Source organism: Rothia nasimurium (assembly GCF_004569295.1).
GTDB classification, from domain to species: domain Bacteria; phylum Actinomycetota; class Actinomycetes; order Actinomycetales; family Micrococcaceae; genus Rothia; species Rothia nasimurium_B.
The window spans coordinates 72,710-90,176 of record NZ_SPQC01000001.1; the positions used below are offsets into that span (position 1 = coordinate 72,710).

At 58.6% G+C, this 17,467-nt stretch carries 13 protein-coding genes; 7 read left to right on the forward strand and 6 right to left on the reverse strand.

What is annotated here, in order from left to right; translation table 11 throughout:
* Window positions 1–105: 105 nt before the first annotated feature.
* Window positions 106–816 (reverse strand): Maf family protein, encoded by a 711-nt coding sequence (locus E4U03_RS00325; protein WP_135011011.1) that lies wholly within the window; start codon window positions 814–816, stop codon window positions 106–108.
* A 184-nt stretch (window positions 817–1,000) separates the two neighbouring features.
* On the opposite strand from E4U03_RS00325, the gene E4U03_RS00330 reads away from it, so the two are divergent.
* Complete coding sequence (locus E4U03_RS00330) at window positions 1,001–1,582, forward strand: hypothetical protein (RefSeq protein ID WP_135011012.1); 582 nt, start codon at window positions 1,001–1,003, stop codon at window positions 1,580–1,582.
* Window positions 1,583–3,239: 1,657 nt separating this feature from the next.
* On the opposite strand, the gene exaC is transcribed toward E4U03_RS00330, so the two are convergent.
* Window positions 3,240–4,763: an acetaldehyde dehydrogenase ExaC gene (exaC, locus tag E4U03_RS00335; protein WP_135011013.1), complete on the reverse strand. Its 1,524-nt coding sequence runs from the start codon at window positions 4,761–4,763 to the stop codon at window positions 3,240–3,242.
* 222 nt (window positions 4,764–4,985) lie between these two features.
* Between exaC and E4U03_RS00340 the strand changes: the two genes are divergently transcribed.
* Window positions 4,986–6,389 (forward strand): dicarboxylate/amino acid:cation symporter, encoded by a 1,404-nt coding sequence (locus E4U03_RS00340; protein WP_135011014.1) that lies wholly within the window; start codon window positions 4,986–4,988, stop codon window positions 6,387–6,389.
* Window positions 6,390–6,466: 77 nt separating this feature from the next.
* On the opposite strand, the gene E4U03_RS00345 is transcribed toward E4U03_RS00340, so the two are convergent.
* From E4U03_RS00345 to E4U03_RS00360, 4 genes are all read right to left on the reverse strand, one after another.
* Window positions 6,467–8,170, reverse strand: coding sequence for a DUF885 domain-containing protein (locus E4U03_RS00345; protein WP_135011015.1), 1,704 nt, complete (start codon window positions 8,168–8,170; stop codon window positions 6,467–6,469).
* Window positions 8,171–8,223: 53 nt separating this feature from the next.
* Window positions 8,224–8,538 (reverse strand): acyl-CoA carboxylase subunit epsilon, encoded by a 315-nt coding sequence (locus tag E4U03_RS00350; RefSeq protein WP_135011016.1) that lies wholly within the window; start codon window positions 8,536–8,538, stop codon window positions 8,224–8,226.
* Between the two features lie 14 nt (window positions 8,539–8,552).
* The gene (locus E4U03_RS00355; RefSeq protein ID WP_135011017.1) at window positions 8,553–10,157 is read right to left on the reverse strand and encodes an acyl-CoA carboxylase subunit beta; all 1,605 of its coding nucleotides are present in this window, start codon (window positions 10,155–10,157) and stop codon (window positions 8,553–8,555) included.
* 339 nt (window positions 10,158–10,496) lie between these two features.
* A complete protein-coding gene (locus E4U03_RS00360) occupies window positions 10,497–10,781 on the reverse strand; it encodes a YciI family protein (RefSeq protein ID WP_135011018.1) in 285 nt (94 codons plus the stop codon).
* A gap of 118 nt (window positions 10,782–10,899) precedes the next feature.
* Here E4U03_RS00360 and E4U03_RS00365 point away from each other — a divergent pair, with 118 nt between their 5' ends.
* The 5 genes from E4U03_RS00365 to ligA all read left to right on the forward strand — a co-directional run bounded on the left by E4U03_RS00365 (window position 10,900) and on the right by ligA (window position 16,976).
* Window positions 10,900–11,748, forward strand: coding sequence for a biotin--[acetyl-CoA-carboxylase] ligase (locus E4U03_RS00365; protein WP_135011019.1), 849 nt, complete (start codon window positions 10,900–10,902; stop codon window positions 11,746–11,748).
* Window positions 11,749–11,802: 54 nt separating this feature from the next.
* Window positions 11,803–12,297, forward strand: a complete 495-nt coding sequence (locus E4U03_RS00370; protein WP_228065660.1) for a PH domain-containing protein — start codon at window positions 11,803–11,805, stop codon at window positions 12,295–12,297.
* Between the two features lie 221 nt (window positions 12,298–12,518).
* Window positions 12,519–13,646: an adenylate/guanylate cyclase domain-containing protein gene (locus tag E4U03_RS00375; protein WP_135011021.1), complete on the forward strand. Its 1,128-nt coding sequence runs from the start codon at window positions 12,519–12,521 to the stop codon at window positions 13,644–13,646.
* Window positions 13,643–14,719, forward strand: a complete 1,077-nt coding sequence (locus E4U03_RS00380) for a PP2C family protein-serine/threonine phosphatase (protein ID WP_135011022.1) — start codon at window positions 13,643–13,645, stop codon at window positions 14,717–14,719. Before E4U03_RS00375 ends, E4U03_RS00380 begins: the two co-directional genes overlap by 4 nt.
* A gap of 100 nt (window positions 14,720–14,819) precedes the next feature.
* Window positions 14,820–16,976 (forward strand): NAD-dependent DNA ligase LigA, encoded by a 2,157-nt coding sequence (ligA, locus tag E4U03_RS00385; protein WP_228065661.1) that lies wholly within the window; start codon window positions 14,820–14,822, stop codon window positions 16,974–16,976.
* Window positions 16,977–17,467: the final 491 nt, after the last annotated feature.

Below are 17,467 nucleotides of genomic sequence, written 5' to 3' on the forward strand. Positions count from 1 at the left end.
AGAGCTCCTCGGGTTGATGCGCCGTGCTGGCGTGCCGTTGCTGGCAGGTACGCATTGCTATGAGGCGCCGAACCTCGGCGCCTCATAATAGTCGTATCTTGAAATTTATCGCGAATTTTTCCAAATGTCGCTGATTGAAACACCGAAGTCGGCCAGCATTGTGCGCAGGGCGTGAACGGAGAGCCCCACCACCGTGTGGTATTCACCCTCGATGCCCCGAATAAAAGCGGCACCGAACCCGTCAATAGTGAAAGAACCAGCCACCCACAGGGGCTCCCCGGTGGCCACATAGCGCTGAGCTTCTTCTTCGCTGAAAGTGTCGAAATGGACGGTGGCCGTGCGCAGCTCGCTAGCCTCGGGGTATTTGTCGCCGCTCGGGTGAGGGGAAGTAGCGCGGGTATCAACCAGCCAGTGGCCCGTGTGGAGCTGCCCGCTGCGTCCGCTCATCGCGGTAATACGTTCCAGGGCTTTCTCGGCGCTGCCCGGCTTGCCGTAGGCAAGGCCATCGAGCTCAAAGACAGAGTCGCAGCCCAGCACCAGGGCTCCTGCCGCCTCGGGGAGGGTGGCAACCGCCTGCGCTTTTGCCTTGGCCAGCAGCTGGGCAGTCTGTGCCGGGGTAATATCGCCCAGCCCAGCTTCATAGGCGGCCTGCTGGGCTTCGCGCAGGGCAGCCTCCTCATCGACATCGCTGACTATAACTGTGAAGCGGACGCCGGCGTCCTCCAGGAGCTTTTTGCGGGCAGGGGATGACGAGGCAAGGACGAGCCGCACCGGCTGCTCGCTCGCCTCGGCTGTAGTTTCAGTGGGGTTCTGCATGGGTAACAGTCTAGTGGCTGGAGCAGTCGCAGTTGGTGGGCGGCAGGTGTAGGCTCAACTAGATACTGTTTAGATAGGCTTTTGCTGGCCGACGTTGCTGTCTTAGGCCAGAGAAAAAGACATGAAAGATTTATCTGTGACTTATTCTGATATCCGGCTCTGTTCTCTTAAAGAGGTTAGTGACATGGTAGGCCGCCCGCTGGCCCAGGTGCAGATACTGGACCGGGCTCATGCGCTGGGGCAGGCATACACCACCGGCGCTAAGTCACGTTATTACCCCTATGAGCGAATGGCAGAGCTCGCTTCTGCTCCACGGTGGGATAAGCCGGGCTTCGTTCAGCGGCTAGCAGATCTAGGGATCCGGGCTCAAAAGGCTGTTGTCTTGCGGCAAATTGATGCCCATCCTACTGTGGGCCCGGCGGGGCGTACCTGGTATGGGTTTGATATGGTAGCTGAAATGTCTGAAGACGCTGCTGTTCGGGCAGGTCAAACAGATGCTTTGCGGATGGTCTGGAAGGTGAGCTCTTCTAATCTGGCCTTGGTTCGTTCTCTAGCCCCAGAGCAGGCCCTTCCTCTGGTTATTACTGTGGGTGGGCTAGTGGTTGCTGGGCGAGAAATTATTGGTGTGGATGAGGCTGTCACCGCTGAGATGGGTGACCTTGTGGCTTTTGAGGTTCAGGACGCTGGTCCCTGGTTGGAAGCGGTGAAGTTTAGCTGGCTTAAATCCGGGCCTGGCCAGCCAATTCTCTGGTGGGATCTGCCCTAGGAGTAGGGCTAGGGTATACGAATCATTGAGCCTTCCCACAGGGTTAGCGTATGAGAAACGGATTCTATATTGATAGTGAGTTGTAGGTGCTGTCTGAGCTGAGTATGGCTCGCTGATGGCAGTGTGGATTCTGGATAAGGGCTTCTAACTCTTGTGGCGTTAGCGTAAATGGAATGATCCAGGTGACGCCGAAACCTCGCATATCTAGGTCGCTGTAGGAATTACATTTGATAGGGGCGAGTGTAACGGTCTGCGCGGTGAGCGCCAGGACGACGTAGAAGCCAGTTCGGGCGAAAGGGGCGAGCTGCCTTTTGGGAATGGGGCGACGGTCTCTTGTCTTGGGACACAGGTTGAAGTGGTAAAAAATCTGGCCGACAGCGATTCCAAGATCTGCGGGCCCAGCGGGTTGCTTGGGAGAAGGGCTCATGACATGCCTTTTTCTAACTAGTTGAGATAACTAGATAGGAGTATAGTGGGAAGGGTGCGGTGTCGCCACCGTGTCTATAGGGCAAATAATAGTTGGAAAATTTCAATCAAAGTGCAAAATTGATAAATGGATTTTTTGAATTTTGCTAAGTAGTACATTTTGAAAGTGGAAGGTTCTATGTATAACGCAAAACTTATCAAGGAATATTTTTTTGCAATGAAGATATTTTCTTTCAAGGGTATGTTGAGGAGGGTCAGAAAGCAGATGGAGTCGGGTTCAAGAAGGTAGAGTTCAAGAAAGTGATATAACTGCACTGTTGTTGGCATCAAATGGATCCCTAGAGGATCGAATTATTGAGTTTTTTATATATGAAGCTGGCTTGTTGCTTAAGAGGGGATGTTTCTATTGACTCCGTTCCTCTCGGGATTCCTTGATTAAAAATTTTCGGCGGCGCGATGAGGCTGGAAATTTGGTAAAAAATGTTCCTGATATATTCGTTACAAAAGAAAATGCTTCAAGTGACGAGGTAACTCTGGTTGTTGCGGTTGAGATTAAGAGGGACGCTCAGGTGAATCGCATAAACTGTCCAGCGGGAAAACATCTGCGTTATAGTAATCAGATTGTTTGCTACGCTGAGGGATGCTGTTTTTCAGATGAATTAAAAGACGTTGTTCGGTATACTTGGCTTTCCCCGAAGTGAAAAAGAAGAAGTCATCGTGGGGTTGGTGATGAAAGTGAAATGATAAATTGGGGATTCGATGAAAAATTTTCTCATGAATTCTTTGAGTTTCAGCAAAATGTTTTTATCATTATGGCGTCATGCAAATCTCGAAAACTTATGTGAAGAGTTGGATGAATCAATTGAAGGAGTAATCTTGTCTAAAATTATTAAGGATTGGATATCCTGATGATTGCTCTAGTTGAGTCGAGTTGGTAAAAGGCTCCGCTTCCCTTCTCTGTGGTGTGTTAAACCTGGATGGGGAGAGGTGGGGCCTAAGAAAGCTTATTCATAAGGGTGGGTGGAGCAGGCTCACAGCGAAGCTGTTGGCTCGGCGGCTGGCGTGAATCGCTTGTGATGAGCACCGAGATTCCGAGCGCGCGAGGAAAATAAATCTCGGCGCGAATCTGGCGAGCCTGCGAGCCAGCTAGCGAACCAGGCGAGAGGGTCGGCAGCGAGCGTGAGCCTGCGGAACCCCTTATGAATAAGCCTCAACCTATCAGGGGCAGGTTTTAGAAGAGCCCCATCGGCCTATCTGAGTAGCTGACCAGCATGTTCTTGGTCTGCTGGTAGTGCTCAAGCATCATCAGGTGGGTCTCACGGCCGATGCCTGACTTCTTGTAGCCACCGAAAGCGGCATGAGCTGGGTAGTTGTGGTAGTTGTTGATCCACACGCGGCCTGCCTGAATAGTGCGGCCTGCCCGGTAGGCGGTGTTCTGGTCACGAGTCCAGACGCCCGCGCCCAGGCCGTAGTCGGTGTCATTGGCAATACGCATGGCCTCATCGAAATCAGTGAAAGAGGTGGTGGCCAGAACAGGGCCAAAAATCTCTTCCTGGAAGATACGCATGTCGTTGCTGCCAGCAAAGACAGTCGGCTGAATGTACCAGCCGTCTGCCAGGTCGCCGCCCAGCTCACAGGCCTCACCGCCGACGAGAACGTCCGCGCCCTCGTCCTTACCAATCTTCAGGTAGCCGGTAATCTTATCCCACTGCTCTTTGGATGCCTGGGCGCCGACCATGGTTTCGGTATCGAGCGGGTTGCCCTGCTTCATGGCCTTCACGCGCTCGATACCGGCCTCGAGGAAGGAATCGTGAATCGGCTTCTGAATCAGCGCACGCGAGGGGCAGGTGCAGACCTCGCCCTTGTTTAGGCCGAAGGAGGCAAAGCCCTCTAGTGCCTTGTCGTAGAAGGAATCCTTCTCGGCAGTAACATCGGCAAAGAAGACGTTGGGGGACTTGCCGCCCAGCTCCAGGGTGACCGGGATGATGTTGTCGGCTGCAGCCTTCATGATGACGGAGCCTGTGGTGGTCTCGCCGGTAAAAGCAATCTTGCGGATGCGCTTGCTGCCAGAGAGGGCGGCGCCTGCCTCGGGGCCAAAGCCGTTCACAACGTTCAGTACGCCGGCGGGGAGCACATCCTTCCACAGGTCAACCAGGTAGAGCACCGAAACCGGGGTCTGCTCGGCGGGCTTGAGTACGATGGCGTTACCAGCCGCTAGAGCCGGGGCAATCTTCCAGATGGCCATAAGGATGGGGAAGTTCCAGGGGATAATCTGACCGACCACGCCCAGGGGCTCGTGGAAGTGGTAGGCCACGGTGTTCTCATCAATCTCTGACAGGCGGCCTTCCTGGGTGCGAATAGCGGACGCGAAGTAGCGCAGGTGGTCAACGCCCAGTGGGATATCTGCGGCCAGGGTTTCACGCACGGGCTTGCCGTTCTCCCAGGTCTCAGCCACGGCGATGGATTCCAGATTATCTTCCATAATCTGGGCCAGCTTGAGCAGCAGGGTGGCGCGCTCGGTGGGGGGGGTCTTGCCCCAGGTCTCAAAGGCCTTCCAGGCTGCGTCAATAGCCTTGTCAATGTCGGCCGCGGTGCCGCGGGCGACCTCGGCAAAGGGTTTGCCGTTGACGGGGGAGATGTCTTCGAAATACTGGCCTTCGGCCGGGGCTACCCACTCACCCCCGATGAAGTGGTCGTAGCGGGACTTGAATGTGGTGATGGAATCTGCTGATCCAGGTGCGGCGTAAACAGTCATTGCCTCTCCTTTGAGTTGTGTCTAATCAAGACGTGTGGTGGACCAAACCACCTGTTCACAAAAAGCACGTAAAAGTAACTTGAATCACAGTTTAGTGGTGGGTTGTGCAAAAGTGAAGACCGCTGCGCGAAAAACCCTGCCGATTTGTGACCCACAGCAAAATATGTCTTAGCTTTACACCCCGGTTCACACGCTCCAACCCCCGGCGTACAGTGTTGAGACATGTCAAACCACACCACAGCACTCCCTACCCGCAAGAGACTTCCCGCCTGGGCTACGTCTTTCGGCAATCAAATTATCGCCGCCCTCATCTTGGGCGTAATCTTGGGCCTGGTAGCCACCAATCTCGGCGGCGACGCCACCGAGAACCCCAACTGGCTCATGACCACCCTCTCCACTATTGGCTCCTCCTACGTCACCCTGCTCAAAGCGGCGGTCGTACCCCTCATCTTCACTGCCGTGGTGTCGTCCATCGCCAATCTGGCTGAAGTATCTAACGCAGCCCGCCTGGCTACCAAAACCCTGCTCTGGTTCGCCTACACCGCGCTCATTGCCGTTCTGATTGGCCTGGTGCTCGGGCTCGTCACCCAGCCCGGTGCAAATACCGGCCTGGCAACCCCCGAAACCTACGAAGGGCGCACCGGCTCCTGGCTGGGCTTCCTCACCGGTCTGATCCCCGCTAACTTCCTCGGCCTGGGTGCGAGCATCTCAAACTCGGGCGAGACCGTCACCGGCTCAGCTAGCTTCAACGTGCTCCAGATCCTTGTGATTTCAGTAGCCGTGGGTATTGCAGCCCTTAAGACCGGCCCCGCAGCCAAGCCCTTTCTTGACTTTAATAAGAGCGCCCTGGCTATTATCCAGACCGTCCTCTGGTGGATTATCCGTCTGGCCCCGCTCGGCACCGTCGGCCTAATTGGCCAGGCTGTCTACGCCTACGGCTGGACCTCCATGGGCTCTCTGGCCCGCTTCGTGATTGTGCTCTACATCGGCCTGGCCCTTGTGCTCTTCGTGGTCTACCCAGCCATCGCCCGCGCCAACGGCCTGTCTATCAAGCAGTTCTTCTCAGGCGTCTGGCCCGCTGTGCAGATGGGCTTTGTCTCCCGCTCGTCCATGGGCACCATGCCTCTGACGCAGTCCGTAGCTGAACGTAACTTCGGTGTGCCCCGCGCCTACGCCTCCTTCGCGGTTCCCCTGGGCTCCACCACCAAGATGGACGGCTGCGCCGCGGTCTACCCTGCCCTAGCAGCCCTCTTCGTGGCCCAGTTCTACGGCATCGACCTCAACATCACCCACTACCTGCTCATCATTATGGTGTCGGTGCTCGGCTCCACCGCTACCGCAGGAACCACCGGTGCAACGGTCATGCTCACCCTCACCCTCTCCACCCTGGGTCTTCCCCTCGACGGCATTGGCCTGCTCCTGGCCATCGACCCCATCATCGATATGGGCCGTACCGCCGTCAACGTCGCAGGGCAGGCCCTGGTTGCGCTCATCATCGCCAAGCGCGAGGGCATTCTGAACGAGGACCTCTACAATGCCCCGCGTACCGAGGGCGGATTTGTAGCTGAGGACGTTTACGCCCGCCTCGGCGAGGCACCGCAGGTACCTGCCGCGGCAGCGTCCTAACTCTTAGCCCTACCTCGGTAGAGAAGCGGGCCCTGCACACCTATCGGTGTGCAGGGCCCGCTTCATGTTTACATCACTTAGGCAGCTAATGCCCGGCGCAGGGTATCAAGCCCGACCGAGCCCAGTTTGAGGGCCCGGGTGTGGAAGTCGCGGTCAGAGATTCCGGTGGCACGGGCGTCCTCACGCAGCTGCAACCAGACTCGCTCGCCCACCTTGTAGGAGGGGGCCTGACCTGGCCAGCCCAGGTAGCGTAGGAACTCGAAGCGGCGCTGGCCCTCAGAGATATCGAGGTTGGCCTCTAGGAACTTATAGCCCTTCTCGGCGTCCCAGATGCCCGGCTCTACACCCAGCTCGGCAACCCAGCGTTCGGGGATCTCAAAACCGCAGTGCAGGCCGATATCGAAGACCACGCGGGCAGCGCGCAGGCGCTGGGCATCGAGCATACCCATGCGGTCGCCGGGGTCAGAGAGATAGCCCAGTTCGTCCATGAGGCGCTCAGCATACAGGGCCCAGCCCTCGCCGTGGCCCGAAACCCATACAGCGTTAGCGCGCCACTGGTTCAGGGCCTCGGCCATAGCGGTCGCGTAGGTAACCTGCAGGTGGTGGCCGGGTACGCCCTCGTGGTAGACGGTTGAGGTTTCGCGCCAGGTGCCAAAGGCGTCTTCACCTTCGGGCACCGACCACCACATGCGACCGGCGCGCTCAAAATCAGCGGACGGGCCGGTGTAGTAGATGCCGCCCTCCTGGGTGGGGGCAATCATGCACTCGAGCTTGCGCAGCGGACCCTCGATGGTGAAGTGCTCTTTGGCTAGGTAGTCAACGGCGGCGTCGGAAAGCTTCTGCATCCAGGCCTGGAGCTCATCGGTGCCGTTGAGGGTGCGTTCAGGGTCGGCATCGAGTAGGGCCTTTGCCTCGTCAATGGTGGCACCGGGCTTGATGGCTTCGGCGACCTCCTGCTGGGCCGCGATGATACGGTCGAGTTCCTCGATGCCCCAGGCGTAGGTCTCCTCCAAGTCGAGGGTGGTGCCTACAAACTGACGGGAGTAAAGGGAGTATCGCTCGCGGCCCACGGCATCGGCCTCGGGCGCGTCGGGGCGCAGGGTGTCTTTGAGGTAGGAGAGAAGTTCGCTGTAGCCTTCCTTGGCGGACGCCGCCCCCTGGGTAGCACGGTCGGCGTGCTCGGGGGCTGCTTCGGCTGCCTCTTTTGCCAGTGCATCGAAGAAACCGCCTTCGGCAACGTAGGCGGCTACCTGCTCGATAACGATATCAACCTGACGAACCGCTGCTACCTTACCAGCGGCGCGGGCGGCTTCCAGGGTCTCGATATAACCGCGAACCGCTTCCGCAACGTTGCCCAGGCGGCCAGCAATGTGCCCCCAGTCTTCGGCTGTTTCACGGTTCATCAGGTCAAAGATGGCGCGAATACCCTGAACGGGGGAGGCGATGTTGTTGAGTTCCCAGTTGCCCAGGCCCGCCTCGTGTAGTTCGAGTTTGAGACCCAGGCGCTCACGCATGGCATCGACAGTAACCCGGTCGATGTCGTCGGCCGGCTCAACGGCTTCAAGGGCTGCCAGAGTAGTGCGGGCTAGGTCAATCTCAGCCTGGGTACTGGCGGGGGAGTAGTCGGGGTACTCGGTTTCCCGCCCCTTGCGGCCCTCGATGGTGGCCGCTGCCGGGTCTAGTTCCAGGGTCTTCTCGTAGTAGTCGTTGGCAATGCGGTCGACCTCGGTCTGGGCGCGGTTGGCCTTAAAAATTTTGGGTAAATCTGGGTGTAGTGTCATACACCCCATTCTAGGTTACTGTGACCCAGAAAACAGGGAGCTGGGTGGGTAAACTACTGGGGGCGGGCCCGCTTCCAGGAACCCGGCCCAGGGCGCAGGCGCATACCCAGGCGCTGGGTGTGGTTGAGGCGGCGCTGCCACATTTCCAGTGCGGTCTCCTGCTGGGAATCAGCCTGGGCCCGTAGAGCCACCACGACGCTGGTCAGCGCAGCTAGTTCTTCTTCTGTGGGGTTGCCCCGCACCACCGAAAGCACAGTGGCGGGCACCTGCTCATCGCCGGCGTCCTGCCCCTGGTTTTCAAGGGGCGCGGACGCAGGTGCCGGCTTCTTACCGAAGCCCAGCAGGGACAGCGGGTTAGGAGCTGCCATAATCTATCGACCCCTTACAGCGGAATGTTGCCGTGCTTTTTAGCGGGGGAGGCTGCGCGCTTATCGCGCAGGGCCTGTAGGGAAGAAATAATGCGTACGCGGGTCTCGGAAGGGGCGATGACCTCGTCAATGTAGCCCAGCTCGGCAGCCTGGTAGGGGTTGAGCAGTTCCTCTTCGTACTTGGCAATCAGCTCAGCGCGCTTAGCCTCAACATCGCTACCCTCTTCGGCCACAGCGGCCAGTTCGCGACGGTAGAGAATATTGACCGCACCCTGGGCCCCCATCACGCCAATCTGGGCGGTGGGCCAGGCCAGGTTAATATCGGCACCCAGCTTCTTCGAGCCCATCACAATGTAAGCTCCGCCGTAGGCCTTACGGGTAATCACGGTAACCAGCGGAACGGTCGCCTCGGCGTAGGCGTACAGCAGCTTGGCGCCTCGGCGGATAATGCCGTTGAACTCCTGGTCGGTACCGGGTAGGAAGCCGGGCACGTCAACAAAGGTCAGAATCGGAATGTTGAAGGCATCGCAGTTGCGCACAAAACGCGCAGCCTTTTCAGAAGCATTGATGTCGAGGGTGCCAGCAAACTGCATGGGCTGGTTGGCCACAATACCCACGGTCTTACCCTCAACCCGGGCATAACCAATCATCACGTTGGGGGCATAGAGGGCCTGCATCTCAAAGAAATGGCCATCATCAACCACCGACTCAATCACAGCCCGCATATCGTAGGGCTGGTTGGCCGAATCAGGAATCAGCAAATCAAGATCGAGGTCATCGACGGTGACCTCGGGATCCTGGTCATGATCCAGGGGGAAGGTCTCGGTGAGGTTGTTGGAGGGTAGGAACTCAACGAGCTCGCGGACGAAATCAAAGGCGTCCTCTTCGTCCTCAGCCAGGTAGGTCGACGTACCCGTCACCGCGTTGTGCTGGCGGGCACCGCCCAGGGTCTCCATATCGACCTCTTCACCGGTCACGGTCTTAATGACATCGGGACCGGTAATAAACATGTGGCTGGTCTTATCAACCATCACAATATAGTCGGTCAGAGCGGGGGAATATGCCGCACCGCCGGCGCAGGGGCCCATAATTACCGAAATCTGCGGAATCACACCCGAGGCCCGCACATTCATACGGAAGATATCGGCAAACATGGCCAGCGAAGCAACGCCCTCCTGAATGCGGGCGCCACCACCGTCATTAATACCGATAATGGGGCAGCCGTTCTTCAGCGCAAACTTCTGCACCTTCACAATCTTCTCGCCATTGACCTGCGACAGAGAACCACCGTAGACAGTGAAATCCTGGGAATAGACCGCAACCAGGCGGCCGTCGATAGTGCCGTAGCCCGAAACCAGGCCATCACCCAGCGGCTTTTTCTTCTCCATACCAAAAGCCGTAGTACGGTGCTTAGCCAGGGCGTCAAACTCAACAAAAGAACCCTCGTCAAGCAGCATGTCAATGCGCTCGCGGGCAGTCTGCTTGCCGCGTTCGTGCTGACGGTCAATCGGGCCCTGACCGGTGGGGGCAAGGGTCTGCTCGCGGCGGGCGTAGAAGTCAGCGATTTTACCGGCGGTGGTGGTCAAATCGGGGGCATCGGTGGTGGGGTTCTCGCTCATGCTGTGCCTGCCTCGTGCGCTGTGGGTCAATGGTCTGGGGTGACATGGGATAAGGGTTATTCTTTTCAACTATAGACCTGCCACCCCGCCCCACCCAATTATTCTTGGGATTTTTGAGCGATTTTTCTAAATAAGAGTGTTTCGGGGGAGCTGGAGCAGGCTCACGCTTGCTGCCGACCCTCTCGCCTGGTTCGCTAGCTGGCTCGCAGGCTCGCCAGATTCGCGTCGAGATTTATTTTCCTCGCGCGCTCGGAATCTCGGTGCTCATCACAAGCGATTCATGCCAGCCCCAAGCCAACAGCTTCGCTGTGAGCCTGCTTCAGCTCTAGTGCTTCTTGCTTACTTGCCGACCTTGCCAATCACAGCGTTCCATTCACGGGCGGTGTAGCCGGTGAGTACACCGCCGGTGCTCATGGGGTCGGCTGCAATAATGCGGTCGAGGTCGTCGCGGTCTTCGGCAACGAAGATGAGGAGGGCGCCTGCGGGGTCGCCGTCGAGGAAGGCGCCGGCTGCGTGCAGCTTGCCTTCGTCGTGGAGCTGGGCCAGGTATTCGCGGTGGGCGGGGCGGTGCTCAGCCTGCAGGTCGGCGGGGCCGTAGGAGTACTGCACAGCGTAGACGGTCATGGTAGAACCTTTCGTAGGGGTTAGACAGTTCCAGTATTGCACCGCTAGGCCGCGCAGGCGGGGTGCGACCCCGTAGAATAGCGGTCGAAACTTAGTATGTGAGATAAGGAGTGCGCGCATGGGGCATCTTCAGACTGACCTGGTTGATGTGAGCGGGTTTGAGCGGGTGGAGCTTCTGCCCTCGGTGGGGTCAACTAACGAGTATGCCCGGCAGATTCTGGTGGGCGATGCCCTGGTGCGCCGCAGTTATGGGGAGCTCTCGCTGGTCTCGACCGCCGACCAGAATGCGGGAAAAGGACGCCTGGACAGGGTCTGGGTGGCCCCGGCCGGTGCTGCTTTGGCGACCAGCTTTATCGTTCGTCCTCACGTCAACCCGGCCAACAGGGTTGCGCCTGACCAGTATCACTGGTTTACCTCTTTAGCTGCCTTGGCTGCCTGCGATGTTTTTGAGCAGCTCTCAGGGCTGCGCCCCTCTATTAAATGGCCTAACGATGTGTTGCTGGGCAACCGTAAGTCCTGCGGTATTCTGGCCCAGCTCGTGATTGAACCCGAAGGGCAGATTTCGGTTGTGGTGGGTATTGGGCTCAACCTGAACCTAGCTCAGGAGGATTTGCCCGTCCCTACCGCCACCAGCGCCCTGCTGGAATTTGGGCAGCCGGTTAATTTGAACCGGGCGCTGACGGTCTTAGCAACCAGCTTCGCCCGCTACTACCGGGAGTTTGCAGCCACCGGTTTTGATGCGGGTGCGGCTACCGGCGGGGCCTCCCTCCTTGACCGCCTGCGGGGGCGCATGAGCACCCTGGGAGCTACCCTTACCATTCACCTGCCCGGAGATGAGACCTTTAGGGGCACCGGGGTTGAATTGACCGCAGAAGGGGAGTTGGTCGTCCGCTCTGATAGTGGTGAGGAGCGAAGCTTCACTGTGGGAGACGTGGTGCACGTACGCCCCCAGGGGTACGGGCGCTAGTTAACTCGAAAAATATCGGGGAATCTTCAGGAAGCGTCGATAGACTCACCAGTGATGAAACTACGAGGCGACCTCTACCCCGCAGAGCACACCCTTGCCGCAACGCGCGCCCACGGGGTGCTGTTGGCGCGCCCTCTGACCTACTTTTTTCTTGCTATGACGGCCTGGAGCTTCGCCTCTGCCCTGGGGGTTGGTGCCCCTGTCTGGCGCTACCTGGCCCTGGCTCTTGCGCTGTGGCTGGTCTGGATGGGCGTGCGATGGGTAGCGCGCTGGGTGAATACCACCTACCTGCTCACTAACGGTCGACTGGTGATTAGGCGGGGCTGGGGCCCCGATCAGGACGTCAGTGTTCCGCTCGCTGAAATTGAAGGGGTGAGCGTGGGGCACCGGCATCTGATGGGGCTAACCAATGCTGCCGCCCTGACTGTGCATGCCCGCGGGGTGCAGCACGTGCTACGGGCTGTGCCCGACCCTGAACGTTTTAGTCGGGAGATTCAGGAGGCCCAGCGAATTCTGCTGAGCGGATCTACCTCCCGCTATCGAGTGTAAACCCGCAGTATCTGTCTGATAAGCCTAAATAAGTTGTTTGGGTTCGAAAAAAGGTGACGGCGGGCATAGAATAGGCGATGGCGCTTAGCGGGTGGTGAACATTTCGTAGCCTGGCTCACAGCAACTGGGTATTCTTGAAGTAGGTAACTACTCGCCGTGCCAGCCCTAGACCTTACTACCTCTAGAACCACGCAGCACTAACTAAGAGAAGGAAGACTCCAGTGGAGAAGTCAGCACCCGGTAGCGACCCCGCCGAACAGGCCGGAACCGCACCCAACCGGAGCAGGCACCACCATAACCGCGTGCAAAGCCAGCTCTACCGTAGCGACGAAGCCCGACAGGGCGTGCTGGAACTTGAACGCGCTCTTCTGGGGGAAAACCGCAGCATGAAACGCGGCGAGGTTGCCGACGATGCCGGGGTACCCCTGCTCACCGCCCGTAAAATCTGGCGCTCCCTGGGGCTGCCCAACCTCACCGACGACGACGCCTACTTTACCCACGCCGACAGTAAGGCCCTGACCACGGTTACCTCCCTTATTAAAGAGGGCAAGCTGACCGAAGAAGCTGCCCTATCCCTCACCCGCTCGGTGGGGCAGATGATGGACCGCATGGTGGTCTGGCAGGTCGAGGCCCTGGTAGAAGATATGGTCATCAACGGCGGGCTGACCGATACCGAAGCCCGCGGCGAGCTTCTGAGTCTCCTCCCGCGTCTCATTGAAGATCTGGAAGACATCACCGTCTACGGCTACCGCCGCATGCTCAATTCGGCCATTTTGCGTCTGGCCTTGCGTGACGAAGAGGACGGCACTGACATGGCAGACAGCGACCTTCCCCTAGCCCGCGGCGTAGGTTTCGTTGACCTGGTCTCCTACACTTCACTCTCACGCGAAATGAACGAGCGGAACCTAGCACGCCTGGTCAAGAACTTTGAGCAGCGCTGCGCCGAAGTAATTGCGGTAGGTGGCGGGCGCATCATCAAAACGGTAGGGGACGAGGTCATGTACCTGGTCGAATCCCCCGAAGATGGTGCCCGTATCGCCCTGACCCTCTCAATACTGATTAGTGAAGACCCCCAGCTTCCCGAAGCTCGCGTATCCTTCGTCTGGGGCAGGGTGCTACCGCGTCTGGGTGACGTCTACGGCCCCACCGTTAACCTGGCCTCCCGCCTGGTCGCGCTGACCGAACCCGGGGTCGTCCTCACCGACGCCTCTACCGCTGAAGCCCTAGAAGACGACAAACGCTTTGTGCTCATCCCCCAAGGTGTGCGCAACGTGCGCGGCTTTGGCAACGTTAGGCCCGTGGCAATTACCCCGGGCATCGGTAATGAACTGGAGATCGATTTCGAATGACCACCGCCCCCAACCTCACTATCTACGCGGGCAAGTCAACCGACGTAGGCCAGTACCGCGACAACAACGAAGACTCCATGGTCGTTGCAGGCACTCTCTGCGTGGTTGCCGACGGCATGGGTGGGCACGAAAAGGGTGAAGTTGCCTCGCGCCTGTGCACCCGCACCCTGGCCTACGCCCAGATGTTCACCCGCCCCGGTGGCATGACCGAAGAAGAAGAGGTAGCTTTCCGGCAGGAGGTTGCCAGCGAAGCGCTCGGCGATGAACCGGGCGGACGCCGCCTGCGCAAGCGCCGCAAAGAAACCTCCGCCCTCAACCGCCAGATTCTCAAAACCCTCGATAAAATCAAGGAAATCATTGGTGAAGCCGATGAGGCCATCAAAAACGCCCTTGACCTACGAGCAGGAACAACCGTTACCGGTGCCTGGCTCACCCGCATCGGGGAGCAGCAGATGTGGTTTATCTTCAACGTGGGCGACTCCCGCACCTACCGCCTGGTTCGGGCCGAAGAAGCCCAGACCGAAGAGGCCCTTTCTATCTCTAACGGACCGGTTGAGGGGCTAGAGCTGGAACAGATTACCGTAGACCACTCTGAGGTGCAGTACCTGGTCGACACCGGCCAAATTACCGCTATGGAGGCCCTGACCCACCCCCGCCGCAATGTCATTACCCGAGCCCTGGGTACCGGTAACTACTGGGAACCCGACTTCTGGGTTATCCCCGCCCGCGAGGGCGACCGCCTGATGATGTGCTCCGACGGTCTTTCTGGCGAACTCTCCCACAACTACATGGCCCGGGTACTTGCTACCGTCGAGCACCCCCAGGACGCGGCGGACGTGCTCCAGATGGCTGCCCTGCGAGCCGGAGGCCGGGACAACATCACCGTAATCGTGGCAGACGCTATTACCGTAGAGGACGCCGAAGCCCGTGCAGCCGAGCTCAAAGCCCTGACCGAGACCGATGCCCACGAGATTGTGGCCAACATCGACGGCTACGACTACCCCCACACCGCCACCACCGAAGAAGAACAGTTCCACTCTGAAAAAGAACTGCACCGGGGTATCAACGGCTAGAGTTCAGACAATAAAGATATAGGGCAAAATAGATAGGGTGAGTGAAAACAAAGACCTTCCCGGTGTAGAAGAAGAAACCGTCCACGGTGTTGACCGCGACCTGGTCGAAGGCCAGGGCGTAGCAGTTGATATCAAGGAGCGCTACGCCCAGCTCGTTGATCAAGTTCGGGCTGCCCGTCAGAGCTACTATGTCAAGGACGCCCCCACCATCTCGGACGCCGAGTACGATACCCTCTACCGTGAGCTCGAAAAGCTCGAAGCCCAGCACCCCGAACTGGTCGCTAACGACTCACCCACCCAGGAAATCGGCGGCGAAGCCTCCGCGGCTTTTGCCCCCGTTACCCACCTGGCCCGCATGTACTCGCTGGAAGACGTCTTCTCCCTCGAAGAGCTCGGTGCCTGGCTAGACCGCGCCGAAACCAACGCCCAGGAGATGACAGGCACTCGTCCCGCCTGGCTCACCGAACTCAAGATTGACGGCCTGGCGGTCAACCTGCTCTACCGCAAGGGCAAGCTGGTACGCGCCGCCACCCGCGGCGATGGAACCACCGGCGAAGACGTGACCCACAACGTCCTGACCATCGCCTCAATCCCTACTCAGCTCGCCGGTAGCAACCACCCCGAAGAAATCGAAATTCGCGGTGAAGTCTTTATCTCATCGGCTGACTTCAAGGCCCTCAACGAGCAGATGGTTGAACAGGGCAAGGCCCCCTTCGCCAACCCGCGAAACGCGGCAGCAGGCTCCCTGCGACAGAAGGACGCCGCCCTGACCGCCGAGCGCCCCCTGAGCATGTTTGTGCACGGCGTCGGGTCCCACACTGGCCTGGATATCAGCACCCAGTTCGAAACCTACACTCAACTTCAGGAGTGGGGCCTGCCCGTCAGCCCCTACTCCCAGCTGCTCACTAGCCGCTCAGAAATTCTTGAATTCATTGCAACCTACGGCGAAAAACGCCACTCCCTGGTGCACGAAATTGACGGCATCGTCATTAAGGTCAACGATTTTTCCACCCAGGAGCGCCTGGGCTACACCTCCCGTGTGCCCCGCTGGGCTGTGGCCTACAAGTACCCGCCCGAAGAGGTCAACACTAGGCTGCTCGATATCCGGGTGGGGGTTGGCCGTACCGGCCGCGTGACCCCTTTCGGCGTGATGGAGCCGGTCAAGGTGGCTGGTTCAACGGTTGAAATGGCGACCCTGCACAACCAGGACGTAGTCAAGGCCAAGGGTGTGCTCATCGGCGATACCGTGGTGCTGCGCAAGGCAGGGGACGTCATTCCCGAAATTGTGGGGCCTGTGGTGGCCCTGCGCGATGGCAGCGAACGGGAATTCGTGATGCCCACCGACTGCCCCTCCTGTGGCCAGCCCCTGGTGCCCGCTAAGGACGGGGACGTAGATATCCGCTGCCTCAACGCCCGTTCCTGCCCCGCCCAGCTCACCGAGCGCGTCAACCATCTGGCCGGGCGCGGTGCCTTCGATATCGAGGCTCTAGGCTATGAGGCCGCTAAGGCCCTGACTAGCCCGGCTGCCCCTGAGCAGGCCCCGCTTATCTCTGAGGCCTTCCTCTTTGACCTCACTGCTGAGGATCTGGCAGATGTGCGCATTGAGCGCGAGAAAAAGGTCAGGGGCGAGCCCACCGGCAAAACTGAGCTGGTTCCCTACTTCTATACGCGGGGTACCGCGAAGAAGCCGAGTGCGCCTACCCGCAATACCGAAAAGCTCTTTGAGCAGCTAGAGAAGGCAAAGAACCAGCCCCTGTGGCGGGTGCTGGTTGCCCTCTCTATTCGGCATGTGGGGCCCACCGCGGCTAGGGCCCTGGCGACCGAGTTCGGGTCTATGGACGCAATACGCGAAGCAAGCGAGGAGCGCCTGGCAGGCGTTGACGGCGTGGGATCCATCATTGCTAGCTCCCTCAAGGAATGGTTTGCTGAAGGCTGGCACCGCGAAATCGTAGACCGCTGGGCAGCAGCCGGCGTGCGGATGGAGGACGAACGGGATGCCTCAATTGAGCGCACTCTTGAAGGCCTCACTATCGTGGTGACTGGAACCCTGGCTCGTTTTACCCGTGATAGCGCGAAAGAAGCCATTATTGTGCGCGGTGGAAAGGCCTCGGGCTCGGTGTCGAAGAAGACCAGCTATCTGGTTGCCGGTGAATCCGCTGGTTCTAAGCTTGATAAAGCTGAACAGTTGGGTGTGACGGTGCTGGATGAAGAAGGTTTTGAGGCGCTTTTGGCGCAGGGGCCGGACGCCCTTACCTAGCGGCTAGGTTACAGGCAGGTCACAGGATTTTTTGATTCTGTGACCTAAATGTGACCTATACCCCTGTCCGACACGGGGAGAGTGGCAGAAAATTTAAGAAATTTTTAAAGGCCTAGCAACCTGACTTAAAAACAGACAAGTTTCTGGTGGGTTAAAAATTTGTCCCCCTTTTAACCCGCAGAAATTCGCGCTTTTCCCCGGTGATAAGGGTGATACAAGCCTGTCTTTAAAGTCTGCCACCCTGGAGGGTGACGAGGGTCTCTCTCGGTGGGTGGGGAGCGTTCTGTCTCAAAAATGGGTTGGCAAAGCCGAAATCGTTACGTTATCGTTATCAACGAATCAAAAACGACCGCCAAACCAAAGGTACGACGGTCTATAGCTCACAGTGGAAGCTGTGGGCGCATGCTGGGCTCTACCGCACACCTGATGCCGTCTACAGGGTAAAGCCTCAAACAATCCACTCAACGATTACGGGTAGACGGCAATGCGAT

What these genes read in the sequence shown, in the direction of transcription:
- E4U03_RS00365 (WP_135011019.1), top strand. Translation starts at nt 10,900, where the DNA reads ATGGGGCATCTTCAGACTGACCTGGTTGATGTGAGCGGGTTTGAGCGG.
- E4U03_RS00345 (WP_135011015.1), bottom strand. Translation starts at nt 8,170, where the DNA reads ATGACACTACACCCAGATTTACCCAAAATTTTTAAGGCCAACCGCGCC.
- E4U03_RS00380 (WP_135011022.1), top strand. Translation starts at nt 13,643, where the DNA reads ATGACCACCGCCCCCAACCTCACTATCTACGCGGGCAAGTCAACCGAC.
- exaC (WP_135011013.1), bottom strand. Translation starts at nt 4,763, where the DNA reads ATGACTGTTTACGCCGCACCTGGATCAGCAGATTCCATCACCACATTC.
- E4U03_RS00330 (WP_135011012.1), top strand. Translation starts at nt 1,001, where the DNA reads ATGGTAGGCCGCCCGCTGGCCCAGGTGCAGATACTGGACCGGGCTCAT.
- E4U03_RS00370 (WP_228065660.1), top strand. Translation starts at nt 11,803, where the DNA reads ATGAAACTACGAGGCGACCTCTACCCCGCAGAGCACACCCTTGCCGCA.
- E4U03_RS00325 (WP_135011011.1), bottom strand. Translation starts at nt 816, where the DNA reads ATGCAGAACCCCACTGAAACTACAGCCGAGGCGAGCGAGCAGCCGGTG.
- E4U03_RS00355 (WP_135011017.1), bottom strand. Translation starts at nt 10,157, where the DNA reads ATGAGCGAGAACCCCACCACCGATGCCCCCGATTTGACCACCACCGCC.
- E4U03_RS00360 (WP_135011018.1), bottom strand. Translation starts at nt 10,781, where the DNA reads ATGACCGTCTACGCTGTGCAGTACTCCTACGGCCCCGCCGACCTGCAG.
- E4U03_RS00350 (WP_135011016.1), bottom strand. Translation starts at nt 8,538, where the DNA reads ATGGCAGCTCCTAACCCGCTGTCCCTGCTGGGCTTCGGTAAGAAGCCG.
- E4U03_RS00340 (WP_135011014.1), top strand. Translation starts at nt 4,986, where the DNA reads ATGTCAAACCACACCACAGCACTCCCTACCCGCAAGAGACTTCCCGCC.